Here is a 14,259-nt window from a genome sequence, read left to right as displayed (position 1 = left end):
TCCCTTTTTCATGCAATGTATTAGATAGTAATGCGATTACTTCAGTACGGCTAATGCAGCATCATAGTCTGGTTCAGTAGAGATCTCTTTAACCAGTTCGCTGTAAATGACGTTATCGTTAGCATCCAGAACAACTACTGCACGAGCCGTTAAGCCTTTTAACGGGCCATCCTGAATATCCACACCATAATTTTGCTTAAACTCAGGATTACGGAATGTAGACAGGGTAACCACATGATCCAGACCTTCTGCGCCACAGAAACGAGCTTGAGCAAAAGGGAGGTCGGCAGAGATACATAACACAACCGTATTGTCGACATCACCCACGCGTTGGTTAAACGTTCTGACGGATGTAGCACAAACAGAAGTATCTACACTTGGAAATATGTTAAGTACTTTGCGTTTACCGGCATAGGTACTTAATGTGACATCAGAGAGATCTTTTGCTACCAGTGTAAATGCTTTTGCACTGTCACCTGCTTTGGGTAATTGCCCGGCAACGGATACCGGATTGCCTTTCATTTGTACGGTTTGAGTCATAACTGCCTCCAGTGAATGTTACTTTAAATTAACAATTAAGTTATCTTAGTCCAACAAAATAGTTTTGGATATCTCAAAATAATTTAGTCTTACCATGAATTGTTGGTGTTATTTCTTCCTGAGCTAATTTTTCTTTTAAAATCAGCTTATTCAAATGGAGTGATGCGATTTTTGCTGGCTTCTATTGTTCTGATTGGCAAAAAAATTGATTATTTTTCGCCGGACAACAGGTAGCATCTCTGTATGAATGATCTGTTTTGATTCATAATAGTTGATGATAGATGTAAACTGATGGTTACCCTCGTCTGCGGTAAACCAGACAAATTAACTGATATAAAGCTGAAGTTTAGGAATTAAGAATGAACCGTGTTTTTGCAGTTTGTAAGGCTGTACTGGCTATGTTATTCGTTGGTCATTTTTCTGTAGCTCAGGCTATGGAATATCCGCTACCACCGTCTAATAGCCGTTTAATTGGTGAGAATAGGGTATTGATTGTTCCGAATGACGGACGCTCACTGGAACGAATCGCCTCAGATTATCAAATCGGCCTGATTGCTATGCTGGAAGCAAATCCGGACGTCGATCCACTGTTGCCAAAAGCGGGTTCAGAATTAATTCTTCCGCTACAAATGATCCTGCCGGATACACCACGTGATGGCATCGTTATTAATTTGTCGGAACTTCGCCTTTACTATTATCCTAAAGGAAAAAATACCGTTATCGTTTATCCAATTGGTATTGGTCAGTTAGGTCGTGATACCCCGGTAATGACAACGACGATTATCGAAAGAAAAGCCAACCCAACCTGGACGCCAACCGCGAACATTCGTAAGAATTATGCGGCAGAAGGTATCATTTTACCGGCAGTCATTCCGGCAGGCCCGGAAAACCCAATGGGTTTATTTGCTTTACGTCTGGCAGCTGCTGGCGGCACCTACCTGATTCACGGTACGAATGCGGATTTTGGTATCGGTATGCGTGTTAGCTCTGGTTGTATTCGCTTACGTCCTAATGATATCGAAGAGCTATTTAATACCGTTCCGGTAGGAACTCGGGTTCAAGTGGTTAATGAGCCGATTAAAGCAACGGTAGAGCCCGATGGTTCTCGTTATGTTGAGATTCATCAGCCATTGTCTAAGTCTGAAAATGACGATCCACAGACTAAGCCAATTGAGATCCATCCTAGTATCGCAACATTTATTAATAATCCATCAACTGACTCTTCCCGTGTGAACGCTGAAATTGAGCGTCGTTCCGGATTACCGTTGCTGGTGAATCGTTAATATCGTTAACGGTAGTGACAAATAAAGCAGTGGGAAAGGTTTCCCGCTGCTTTAATAATATTTCCCGTCATAATGTTTTCCCTTAGATATATTTTCCTGATGTAACTTAATTATTTTCCTTCCGGTTAAATCATCTCATCCTTGATATTCTATTTCGACGAATAATCGCCTGAGCGTTAATTTGAGGCGTTTTATCTATTATGGCTTACATAGACCTTAATTTTCTTTTAATAAGCTTAAAGAGGAGAGGAGGCGCTATTATTGCCATTAAAGAGTGACCGAACCGAAGCAGAAGGTTTAGGGTAGTGCAGATGATGAAACAAAAAAGCGAGAAGCAGTAACTGGCGAATACGGATAAAAAAAATGGCGCACTTAAGTGCGCCATTTCCCCTTACGAGAAATATTATTTCTTGTAAGAACGAGTCATGTTGTCTAAACGTTGGTTAGCACGAGCTGCTTCATCTTTAGCAACTTGTACATCAGAACGTAAAGCAGCAACATCGCTGATCAGTTGAGTCAGCTTGCTGTTAGTTGAAGTGTCAGTGCTTTTCGCACAACCAGCTAACAGAGTAGCACCTAAAATTACAGCACCCAGTACCACTTTAGTACGGTTCATATTTACACCCTCAATTTGAGTTAACTTTTTGCATGTAGCCCGATAAGTATTACACAAACTTTTTCGGAATGAGAATAATTTTTTAACTTCTCGCAAACTATTTTGCTTGTTTGGTTAAAGAATAGTCAAAACAAATTTTTATTTGCGAAAAAAAGGATTTTACGCTACTAAAAAAAGTGAACGTGTGGTGATAAAAAATTTATCTAAAGATAAGTGGGGGAAATAACCCTGTATTTTTATACACCATTATCTATTTTTGGATAAAAAGATATAGCACAATTAGTCAATAATCCTGACAGCAGATTTAACTCCAAAACAGATAAAAAAAAACGCCACCTGAATCAGATGGCGTTTTAATGTTACAAGAGTTGTTAAAGAATATGTACGGAAGCAGTATTTGTTGTGCCGCTGGCAACCAGTGCACCAGATACCATTACGATAACATCATTCTTTTGAGCCAGGCCGCTGGTTAACGCCATTTCTTTACCAATACGGTAGAAATCATCGGTAGATGCGATCTCTTTAACCACTTGAGCGGTAACACCTTTGGTCAGAACTAACTGACGAGCGGTAGTTTCGTTGGTAGTTAATGCCAGAATCGGAGCGGTAGGGAAGTATTTACGGATAGCTTTCGCTGATTTACCGCCTTGAGTAGCCACAACAATCAGTACTGCATCCAGCTTCTCTGAAGTTTCTACTGCGCCACGACACACGGCTTCGGTAATACGTAATTTACCGGAAGAGGTCAGCTTGTCTACGCGGCATGGCATCACACGATCGGTACGATCGCAAATAGTGGCCATGATGGTAACGGATTCCAGTGGATATTTACCCTTAGCACTCTCACCTGACAGCATAACGGCATCAGTACCGTCCAGAATGGCGTTTGCAACGTCACCGGCTTCAGCACGGGTAGGGCGAGGGTTTTTGATCATGGAGTCCAGCATTTGCGTTGCGGTGATAACCACTTTACGAGCCTGATTACACTTCTCGATCATCATTTTCTGAGCAAAGATAACTTCTTCAACCGGGATCTCAACACCAAGATCACCACGAGCAACCATGATGCCGTCTGACGCTTCGAGGATTTCGTCGAAGTTATTCAGGCCTTCCTGGTTTTCAATTTTGGAGATGATTTGAATGTGCTCACCGCCGTGTGCTTTCAAATGCTCACGAATGTCTAATACGTCTGAACGTTTACGGATAAAAGAGGCAGCAACAAAATCAACGTTTTGCTCACAGCCAAATACCAGGTCTTTTTTATCTTTTTCTGACAGAGCAGGTAATTGAATGGATACGTTTGGCAGGTTGATACCTTTGTTTTCTCCCAGGTCGCCGCTGTTCAGTACTTTACACACAACTTCTTTAGCGCGGACTTCGATAACTTCCATACCAATCAAGCCATCGTCAACCAGTACGGTATTACCCACTTTCAGGTCTTCCGCAAAGCCACTGTAGGTCACAGCAACACGCTCACTATTACCAACAACGCTTTGGTCAGTGGTAAACGTGAAGGTTTGACCTGCAACCAGAGAGGCATCATTGCCGCCTTCCAGTTTCATGGTACGAATTTCCGGTCCTTTGGTATCCAGCAGAATAGCTGCTTTTTGACCCGTTCTGGCCAATACTGCTCGCAGATTAGAAATACGTTGTCCGTGCTCATTATAGTCACCATGAGAAAAGTTCAAACGCATTACATTCATACCTGCATTTAGCAGCTTACCCAAAACTTCTTCTGATTCAGTTTTTGGACCGATGGTACATACAATTTTAGTCTTTTTCATGATGATAATTTTTACCGATATTTTTGTGTGGAAAGAAAACGAGAGCCTGCTATTGAGGCTTCAGAAAAGAATACACGCGCAATCAGGTTACTTTCAGTATTGCGAAACATAGCCAATATCGCCAGTCTGTGGATAGAAATCATCCTTTATACCGAAGAAACTGCGGTTTGCTCATCTGCTGAAACCTTTCAACTCACTATTTTGCCTATTATAAAGGGGAAATGCACCAGAAGAAAATGGATAAATGTCGAAATAATAATGTAATAAGCAGCTAAATTTAGTGAGAACCTACAAAAGTGCCGGAAACAGGGGGATGAGAGGGGATGAAAAAAATGGTGCGCCCTAGTGAACTCGAATCACCGACCTCCACCATGTCAAGGTGGCGCTCTAACCAACTGAGCTAAGGGCGCTTTGGAATTCCAGATACTGCAAAAAGCGATATCTGGTGCGTCCGAGTGGACTCGAACCACCGACCCCCACCATGTCAAGGTGGTGCTCTAACCAACTGAGCTACGGACGCATATTCAGTATCGTTAAAGGCTAATACATTAACGATGCGCACGAATATTAACGATGAAGTGACTCACTGGCAAGGAGAAAAAGTGATTTTCTTCTGTCAACATCGCTAACTGGTGACTTACTGTTCAGGCAGCCTCTTTTTTGTCCAGCAGGCTGCCTGAGAAGCGGTTAACGCTGAGCCCGGGATAGAATTAACTCTACAGGTTGTTTTTGTAACCAACGCATACGTAACATCATCAATACAGCAGAAGCACTTAAACCAACGATAAACCCAATCCAGAAACCAGCAGGCCCCATTGCCGGAACCAACAAATCAGTCAGGCCAAGACAATAACCAACCGGTAATCCAATGATCCAATAGGCAGTAAACGTAATGTAGAAGATGGAACGAGTATCTTTATAACCACGCAGAATACCGCTGCCAATAACCTGAATAGAGTCAGAACACTGATATACCGCTGCCAGTAACATCAAATGTGTCGCCATCATGACTACCGCAGGGGTATCGTTGTATAGCAGCGCTATCTGATGACGGAAAACCACAGTAAACAACGCTGTGACAGAGGCCAGACTTAACCCCATGACTAATCCGGTATAAGAGGCCACTTTAGCCTCATCAACTTTCTTCTGTCCCAGTTTAAAGCCAACACGAATTGAGGTTGCTACACCCAGCGCCAGAGGGATGACGAAAACCAGACTACTAAAGTTAAGGGCTATCTGGTGTCCGGCGACAGAAACAACACCCAACGGTGAAACCAGTAATGCAACGACCGCAAACAGAGTAACCTCAAAAAAGAGTGCCAGAGCGACCGGTAAACCGAGGTTGAACAAACGCTTGAGGGTAGGCATACAGGGTTTTTCAAAAGTACTGTATTGAACAATATCTTTCTGAGAACGGGCAGAACGTACATAGAGTTTGAGGCCAATAAACATCACCCAATATACCGATGCGGTAGCAATACCACAGCCTACGCCACCCATAGCAGGAAAACCCAACTTGCCATGAATCATCACATAATTGACTGGTATATTGACCAGCAAACCAATAAAACCAATCACCATACTGGGTTTGGTTTTTGATAATCCATCACACTGGCTGCGATAAACCTGAAACAGCAAATAACCTGGCGCTCCCCACATAATCGCCCGCAGGTAACGAACGGTGATATCGGCCAGTTTCTCATCGATATTCTGCATGTGTTCGATAATATAATGGCTGTTATACAACACCACGATTAAAAATAGGGAAATGAACAGAGCCATCCACACCGATTGCGTTACCTGATGGGCGATCTCTTTTCTGCGTCCGGCACCGTTCAGTTGTGCCACTACCGGAGTCAGAGCCATTAACAACCCTTGTCCAAATAGAATAGCGGGTAACCAGATGGATGTACCAACGGCTACTGCGGCCATATCGGTGGCACTAACATCTCCGGCCATGATGGTATCAACCACACCCATGGCGGTTTGAGAGAATTGGGCTGCAATAACTGGAATGGCTAAAACCAGCAGATTACGCGCTTCACGGATATACTTCTGCACGTACTTACCTTTAATTTATTGAGATTAAAACAAAAAATGTCACTGAAATATGAATACCACAGTGATAAACGAAATGTGAGGGGCATGATTCTACCTGTTAAGCGTCAGTAATCAAATGAAACACACATGATTAAAATTCAGAAAGCAGAATAAAAGCGGAAACTGGATTTGGTTTTTATATCAAATTGCGTCAAACTTCCGATTAGTTGATTTTGTACATCATTAAAATGTCACTACTGATTATTGAGGCCTATTGAATGTTTACCGGAATTGTTCAGGGTACTGCTCCTGTTGTTGAAATCGAAGAAAAAGCTAATTTTCGCGTCCATAAAATGAAGTTTCCTGCCGAGCTGTTGCCAGACCTGGAGACCGGCGCTTCCGTTTCACATAACGGCTGCTGTTTAACGGTAACGGAAGTGAATGGTGATATCGTCAGTTTCGATTTAATGAAAGAGACATTACGAGTAACCAATTTGGGGGCACTTTCTGTCGGTTCAAAAGTTAATCTGGAGCGGGCAGCCAAATTTGGTGATGAAATTGGCGGTCATTTAATGTCTGGCCATGTCATGTGCCAGGCGGAAATCATGAAGATTTTGATTTCAGAAAATAATCGTCAAATCTGGTTTAAGATGCCGGAAGATCTGATGAAGTATGTGTTAAATAAAGGGTTCATTGGTATTGATGGGATCAGCCTGACGATTGGCGAAGTCGTCAAAAGTCGTTTCTGTGTGTATCTGATACCGGAAACTCTGGAGCGTACCACATTGGGAACTAAGCGTTTGGGTGACACGGTTAATATTGAAATCGATCCACAAACTCAGGCTGTTGTTGATACAGTTGAACGTGTTCTGGCCAGTAGAAATTAACCACGCATTGGTCGACAAAAAGACAGACAATCCCCACTTTAATCGTGGGGATTGTTGTTTATGAATCAGGATACTTTATTCAACAGCAATTCTGGTCGATCGTCTTCAGTTAAGAAACTAACAATGCTTTTCGCTGCTTTACGCCCATCAGCAATAGCCGTTACCACTAAGTCAGCACCTCTGACCACATCACCACCGGCAAACACTTTCGGGTTGCTGGTTTGGCAGGCAAAACGATTCAAATGTGGTGCGACGATAACACCGTAGCTATCGAGTTCCACACCCATTTCTACCAACCATGGCATGGCGTGAGGGCGGAAACCAAAGGCTTTGATGACCGCATCAGCAGGTTGTACAAACTCAGAGCCTTGAATCACCTTCGGACGTCGGCGGCCTTCAGCATCAGGTTCACCCATTTCAGTCCTGACCAGTTTCACACCACTCACGTGACCCTCGTCATCCAGTTCAAGTGATACCGGTTGTACGTTGAACATAAACTCAACGCCTTCTTCCCGGGCATTTTTCACTTCTTTCTTGGAACCCGGCATATTCGCCTCATCACGACGATAAGCGCAGGTCACTTCTGTAGCGCCCTGACGAATAGATGTGCGCAAACAGTCCATCGCGGTATCACCACCACCCAGCACCACCACACGCTTTTCTGACAGATTGATATAAGGTTCTTCTTTTAGCTCTGGCAGGTGCATCACTTTTTTAGTGTTGGCAATCAGGAACGGCAGGGCATCATAAACCCCTGATGCATCTTCATTATCCAGTCCTGCACGCATGGATTGATAAGTACCCACGCCAACAAAAACCGCATCATAATCGTTAAGCAGAGATTCGAAAGCGACATCTTTACCAATTTCAGTGTTCAGATGGAACTCAATACCCATACCGGTAAAGATTTCACGACGATGAACCATCACATCTTTATCCAGTTTAAACGAGGGGATACCAAAGGTCAGCATACCGCCAATCTCAGGGTGACGATCAAATACTACGGCATTAACGCCATTGCGAGCCAAAATATCGGCACAGGCCAGACCGGCAGGGCCAGCGCCAATAATAGCGACTTTCTTACCTAATGATTTAACCTGAGACAGGTCAGGTTTCCAGCCCATCTCAAATGCAGTGTCAGTAATGTAGCGTTCAATATTACCTACGGTGACACCCCCTAAATTATGCAAAGTACAGCTACCTTCACACAGGCGATCCTGTGGACAAACCCGACCACAAATTTCCGGCAAGCTACTGGTTTGATGAGAAAGCTCCGCAGCTTCAATGATACGGCCTTGTTTTGCCAGAGAGATCCAGTGAGGAATACGGTTATGCAGTGGGCAAGTCCACTCACAGAATGCATGATTGCCACAGGTAATACAGCGGTTGCCCTGGGTTTCAACTTGCTCAGGGGTGAAGCGTTTATAGATCTCAACAAACTCAGTTTTTCGCAATGGTAAGTCGACTTTAATGGCATCACCACGCGGAATAATAACTTTTCCAGCCAGTTTATTTACCGTGTCATTTTCTACCTGTTGAACGCCTCTGGTTGCTCCCATTGGGTCTTCACGCAGTGCAGCATGACGGAGTTTTTGCTGTTGTTGCTCAAGCAAGTATTCCTGACTAAATACTTTTAATGCTTTAGTCGGGCAATTGGCTACACAAGCTGGACTTTCTGCATCATCGGCACACAGGTCACATTTATGGGCAGTCGTGCGATTTGGGCCGCCATCAGCGAAAGTTACGCTCTCTTCAACCATGCCAATTGCACCAAACGGGCAAGCTAAAACGCAGGTTTTACAACCAATGCATTTTTCTTTATCTAACTGAATACAGTTATCACCATGGGTTAGGGCAGCACTAGGGCAAACCTGAACACAGGGCGCATCTTCACAGTGCCGACAGGTGACCGCGGTTTTAATGCTGGCGGTTTTGATAACTTTAATGCGAGGGAAATAGAGCTCAGGAACCTCAGGGTGTTTGCCCTGATTATGAGTCATGACACAGGCAACTTCACAGACACGACATCCGATACAGGCTTTTGCATCGGCTATGACAAAGCGGTTCATAAATACTTCCTGTAAAGATCCGATTTAATCGGATTGCTTATAATTAGCTATATAGGGATTACCATCACTTTTATTATGGTTATGGTGTTTATCACAGGAAAGCGAGGTTAACAATAGTGAAAATGCTGGAGAAAGTTTGTGAAAAACTGGCTGAGGGCAAATGAAATTGAAACAGAATTTCATTTAATTTTTTGATTGTAAAAAGGTATTTTTGCTAAAGCTTATTAAATACTTATTTGCTGATACGTTTCCGCTGGAAACAAATTATTTCAAGCGGAAACGTTTATTTATTGCTGTTCGATTATTATATGAACTATTCCATGCCAGACATCATAAATAAATTGATGAACTGTTCAGCCGGCATTTTCTGTCCATTCAGATCAATCACACCATCAGCATAGTTAAAGCTGCTGGTAATGGTGTTGTCATCTAATTTGCTGATCATCTTTTGTGCCAGTCCAAGGCTAACCATTTGTTGAACAGATTCTGTTGCCTGAGCTTGAGCTTCTTCAGCAGAAAGGCCATCAGATATCTCATGACTAATTTTGACTTGCTCATTCAGCATAGGGATAGAAAGTTTACTGCTGCTGCTAAATGATTTAATTGAACTTATCAGCAACTGAGACATATCTTCCATCGCCATATTTTGCGGATCGGGTTTCATCATGGTCAAAGACATATCAACCTGACTTTCACCTTTATCATTTTTCCAGATAAAAGGCGCGATGCTGATTACCGGATTAGCGTCAAGGAAAGCCATCAGGTTATTCATCATCATGTTACCGGCCTGTTCGGCTGACTCTTCAGCAGGTATACCAAGGAACAGGTAAGTTAGTTGGTTTGAGTTTTGATTCAGGTATTGCAGTGCTTTGCCATCAAACTGATCCAGCTTGAGTTTCAGACTGCCAGAACCAATGTTCTTCCCCTCGATGCTCATTTGACCGATAGTGGTATCAACCACCTGATTAATAAACTTATCGGTTTCCTGTGCATTGCTGGAAATCAGGAGATTATTGATAACCAATTTTGGCTGTTGCTTAACGGTATAAGTAACGTTTTTCAGTTCAATATCGCTGACGCCTACGCCAAGATCGAATTTACCAATTTTACCGTTGCTTTTTATTGTCAGACCATCCATCACTAACTGGTCTACATCTGTCTCTGCAATAATAAATTTACCAACGCTGGCCGTTGCCTGATACTCCTGGGCTTTATTTTGGGTCACATCAATCTTAGCGCTGTCGTATGACACCGTACGACCTTCATCGGTTAATTCAAACGGAGAACTGGTCAGGGTAACTGCTTCTTCGCCTTTAATAACCTTAGCCACACCATCAACAGTTAATCCACTGAATTTGAATGCATCAGCATTTTTTCCGGTTAACGGTTCCAGCACTAACTTCAGATCAGAACTGCCGCTATAAGAGGTCAAAATATCAACGGAGAGAGGGGACTTACCACCGGCCATTTCAAATAGCTCATTCAGCGAGTCTTGCTTCACCAGCTCGGTTTTTGAGTAAGCCAGTTTAGGAATTAAACTAAATTTTGCCAGTGGGAAAGGGCCATGGCTGACTTGCTGATGGATGGTTACGCTATCTTTCTGCGGGCCTTGATCGCTGGTTTGATCGATCATTTCAAACTGATAATTAATGGTGGAAGAGAAAATACCACGTTGATAATCAGCAACAGAAAGTTTTGCCTGATATTCAGGAGCATTTTTATCAATGTAGGCTTGGGCATCAACAATGGATCTATTTACCTGATCCTGGATCATTTTTCCGGTATACCATGCGCCACCAACCCAGGCACCACCCAGTACGACTAATACACCAACTGCAACTATCGATTTTTTCATCGTTCGTTCATCCTGTTCCTTTGTCGTTAACGACTTACAATATCAGCGCGTAACTATACTCATGACTAACTAAAGTAAGTGCTGATTGTCTGCTGAAAGACAGTCTATAAGCAACAATAGTTAAAAAGATTTTACATATAGTTAAATAATATTAATGATTCTCATCTTCATTAAACAGTGGAATGTCACATATTCCTTGATAGCATTATGAGATGATTGTTACCGTTTATTAACATCTTTATTGACCAGAAATCAGGAGAAACTCATGGTTGCTATGCGTACAGAAAAAGATTCAATGGGCCCGATTGAAGTACCTGAAAACAGCCTTTGGGGCGCACAAACTCAGCGTTCACTGGAGCATTTCCGTATCTCTCAGGAGAAAATGCCTAAGGCGTTAATTCATGCTTTGGCCCAGGTGAAGCGCGCGGCTGCTACGGTTAATATGCAATTAGGATTATTGGATGAGAAGAAAGGTCAGGCCATTATCAGTGCAGCCGATGAAGTGCTGGCTGATAAACATAGCAATGAGTTTCCTCTTTCTATTTGGCAAACCGGTTCCGGTACTCAAACCAATATGAATATGAACGAAGTGCTCGCCAATCGCGCCAGTGAAATTTTAGGCGGTAAGCGGGGAAACGATCGTTTAGTTCACCCTAATGATGATGTAAATAAAAGTCAGAGCTCTAACGATGTATTTCCAACCGGAATGCACGTTGCGGCGGTGATTGCGGTACGTAGCCATTTATTACCGGAGCTGAAAGCATTACATAAAGTTTTAGCCGATAAATCCGAAGCATTTCACGATATCGTCAAAATTGGCCGCACCCATTTGCAGGATGCAACACCGCTAACGCTAGGACAGGAGATTTCAGGTTGGGCAGCAATGCTGTCATATAACATCAAGCACATTGAAAATTCGATACCGCATCTCAGTGAACTGGCTTTAGGTGGAACCGCCGTTGGTACCGGACTGAATACCCACCCGGAATATGCCGTTCGGGTTGCGAAAGAGCTGGCCTCATTAACCGGACAGCCGTTTGTTACTTCTCCAAATAAATTTGAAGCATTGGCAACCTGTGATGCGCTTGTTCATTCTCATGGTGCATTAAAAGGGTTGGCCGCCTCACTGATGAAAATTGCTAACGATGTACGCTGGCTGGCTTCTGGCCCCCGTTGTGGTATTGGTGAAATTGCTATTCCGGAAAATGAACCAGGTAGCTCAATTATGCCGGGCAAAGTTAATCCAACCCAGTGTGAAGCGCTTACCATGCTATGTGCTCAGGTAATGGGTAATGATGTGGCGATTAATATTGGTGGAGCATCCGGTAATTTCGAGTTAAACGTTTATCGCCCAATGATTATTGATAACTTTCTGCAGTCAGTTCGTTTACTGGCGGATGGCATGAACAGTTTCAATCAGCATTGTGCCATTGGTATTGAACCAAACAGAAAACGAATATCTCAATTACTGAATGAATCATTGATGCTGGTAACGGCACTTAATACTCATATTGGCTATGACAAAGCCGCTGAAATCGCGAAAAAGGCCCATAAAGAAGATCTCACTTTGAAAGCATCGGCACTGAAGTTAGGTTATCTGACCGAGGTGCAATTTGATGAGTGGGTCAAACCAGAAGATATGGTTGGCAGCATGAAGAAATAAGGTTGCTTTACTAACGAAACAATGATTTTAAAATCCGTAATCATATTTAAGTGATTACGGATTTTTTAGTGCCAGAAATAATTAGCTAATTCGTGAGCCGCATCCCTCCAGAGCCTTCCTCGAAAACAAAATGATACTTTTTCAATGAACTACAAGGGATTAGCAACTAATTGTTGAATTTATAATCATTATTTTTGTGTAAAACAACAATATACCGTGCCATTTCAATGCTATTTTTGTTTTTTAAACCAAGACATTAATGTTCTTATTCGTTAATAAACAGAGACATCCCAGTCAGTGTCATAACAGTTTGTTTTACCAGAATTAGTTCTGAGAGACTTAAATGCACATTATTCGATCCAATTACCTTAAAGATTCTACCGCGCGCCAGATTGTGCAGCGCACTATGAGTATTATTCACTACTCCGTTAATGTTATGGATGAGCATGGGGTAATCATTGCATCCGGTGAGCCAACCCGAATTCATCAGCGCCATGAGGGGGCCATATTAGCGTTGACTGAAAATCGTATTGTGGAAATTGATAATGCCACTGCCAGTCAGTTGAAAGGGGTTAAACCAGGCATAAATTTGCCCATCAGTTTTCAGGATCAATTGATTGGTGTTCTGGGGATATCCGGAGAGCCTTCGGAAGTCAGAGCTTACGCGGAACTTGTTAAAATGGCCGCTGAGTTAATTATTGAACAGATGGCATTACTGGAACAAAAGCAGTGGGATAAACGCTATCGGGAAGAGCTGGTTAACCAGCTTATTTTACAAGATGTTTATTCAGCATCGTTAAATTCAATGGTCTCTTATCTTGGGGTCAATCTATTGCAGCCCAGAGTAGTCGTGATCGTGGAATTACATCAACCAGACAGCGAGGTATTACGTAACCTGATTGATTTTTTCGAATACAGCGCGCGTGACCATTTGGTTACTTTTACCGACTTCAATGAACTGGTGGTATTGAAACCCATTAATCTCAGGCAAGGAGAGTGGGATCCTCAACAAGAGATGGCCGAGCTACAACGCTTCAGAGGGCAGATTGAGTCAGCAGGATTCTTCCGTATGACAGTCGGAGGCTATTTTGCCGGAGAAGGTGGCATCAGGCGTTCTTATCAAACGGCTAAAGCTACACAGGCGATGGCTCAGCGTTTGAAACTCAAAAATAAATATGTGTTCTATTCGGATCACGCATTACCCGCACTATTAGGCGGTTTAGCCGATAGCTGGCAGGCGCAGGAACTATCAAGAGTATGGTTAAAGCTAGTGGCTCAGGATAGCAAAGGCATTTTACAAACCACGCTGAAGCAGTATTTCGAACAGAATTGTGATCCTTCTCAAACCGCAGCAAGTCTGTATATCCATATCAATACGTTGCGCTATCGATTACAGCGAATCGAAGAGATAACTGCATTGAAGATCAATGATATGCAACAAGCCGCCTGGCTTTACATTGGCATGAAATTGCAAAGCTAGTTTGTATATTTCTACAACTTCTTCAATCAAATCATCCAGCTA

At 42.9% G+C, this 14,259-nt stretch carries 9 protein-coding genes, 2 tRNA genes and 1 pseudogene; 4 read left to right on the top strand and 8 right to left on the bottom strand.

Features of this window, described 5'->3' with window-relative positions; translation table 11 throughout:
• Positions 1 to 36: 36 nt before the first annotated feature.
• On the bottom strand, positions 37 to 540 hold the full coding sequence (tpx, locus tag I2494_RS01265; RefSeq protein WP_218465772.1) for a thiol peroxidase: 504 nt from the start codon (positions 538 to 540) through the stop codon (positions 37 to 39).
• 398 nt (positions 541 to 938) lie between these two features.
• On the opposite strand from tpx, the pseudogene I2494_RS01260 reads away from it, so the two are divergent.
• Positions 939 to 1,814: pseudogene (locus I2494_RS01260) on the top strand (L,D-transpeptidase family protein); the annotation flags it as partial.
• A 412-nt stretch (positions 1,815 to 2,226) separates the two neighbouring features.
• On the opposite strand, the gene I2494_RS01255 reads toward I2494_RS01260, so the two are convergent.
• From I2494_RS01255 to I2494_RS01235, 5 genes are all read right to left on the bottom strand, one after another.
• The gene (locus I2494_RS01255; protein WP_130591336.1) at positions 2,227 to 2,439 is read right to left on the bottom strand and encodes an LPP leucine zipper domain-containing protein; all 213 of its coding nucleotides are present in this window, start codon (positions 2,437 to 2,439) and stop codon (positions 2,227 to 2,229) included.
• Positions 2,440 to 2,810: 371 nt separating this feature from the next.
• A complete protein-coding gene (pykF, locus tag I2494_RS01250; RefSeq protein WP_218465773.1) occupies positions 2,811 to 4,223 on the bottom strand; it encodes a pyruvate kinase PykF in 1,413 nt (470 codons plus the stop codon).
• A 333-nt stretch (positions 4,224 to 4,556) separates the two neighbouring features.
• Positions 4,557 to 4,633, bottom strand: a tRNA-Val gene (locus I2494_RS01245).
• Between the two features lie 33 nt (positions 4,634 to 4,666).
• A tRNA-Val gene (locus I2494_RS01240) sits at positions 4,667 to 4,743 on the bottom strand.
• Between the two features lie 167 nt (positions 4,744 to 4,910).
• The gene (locus tag I2494_RS01235) at positions 4,911 to 6,284 is read right to left on the bottom strand and encodes an MATE family efflux transporter (RefSeq protein ID WP_218465774.1); all 1,374 of its coding nucleotides are present in this window, start codon (positions 6,282 to 6,284) and stop codon (positions 4,911 to 4,913) included.
• Positions 6,285 to 6,541: 257 nt separating this feature from the next.
• Between I2494_RS01235 and I2494_RS01230 the strand changes: the two genes are divergently transcribed.
• Positions 6,542 to 7,150, top strand: a complete 609-nt coding sequence (locus I2494_RS01230; protein WP_218465775.1) for a riboflavin synthase subunit alpha — start codon at positions 6,542 to 6,544, stop codon at positions 7,148 to 7,150.
• Between the two features lie 65 nt (positions 7,151 to 7,215).
• Here I2494_RS01230 and aegA read toward each other — a convergent pair whose 3' ends face one another.
• Positions 7,216 to 9,219: a formate-dependent uric acid utilization protein AegA gene (gene aegA / locus I2494_RS01225; RefSeq protein WP_218465776.1), complete on the bottom strand. Its 2,004-nt coding sequence runs from the start codon at positions 9,217 to 9,219 to the stop codon at positions 7,216 to 7,218.
• Positions 9,220 to 9,532: 313 nt separating this feature from the next.
• Entirely contained in the window at positions 9,533 to 11,074 is a 1,542-nt protein-coding gene (locus I2494_RS01220; protein ID WP_218465777.1) for a YdgA family protein, read from the bottom strand.
• Between the two features lie 265 nt (positions 11,075 to 11,339).
• On the opposite strand from I2494_RS01220, the gene fumC reads away from it, so the two are divergent.
• Both fumC and I2494_RS01210 read left to right on the top strand, forming a co-directional pair.
• Positions 11,340 to 12,737 carry a class II fumarate hydratase gene (fumC, locus tag I2494_RS01215; RefSeq protein ID WP_218465778.1) on the top strand — a complete coding sequence of 466 codons (1,398 nt, stop codon included), beginning with the start codon at positions 11,340 to 11,342 and terminating at the stop codon, positions 12,735 to 12,737.
• A 343-nt stretch (positions 12,738 to 13,080) separates the two neighbouring features.
• Positions 13,081 to 14,217, top strand: coding sequence for a sugar diacid recognition domain-containing protein (locus I2494_RS01210; protein ID WP_218465779.1), 1,137 nt, complete (start codon positions 13,081 to 13,083; stop codon positions 14,215 to 14,217).
• Positions 14,218 to 14,259 lie beyond the last annotated feature (42 nt).

This window comes from Limnobaculum allomyrinae (assembly GCF_016649425.1).
In the GTDB taxonomy this organism is placed as follows: Bacteria; Pseudomonadota; Gammaproteobacteria; order Enterobacterales; family Enterobacteriaceae; genus Limnobaculum; species Limnobaculum allomyrinae.
The sequence above is the reverse complement of the archived record's forward strand: the minus strand, read 5'-3'. Positions and strand labels throughout refer to the sequence as shown.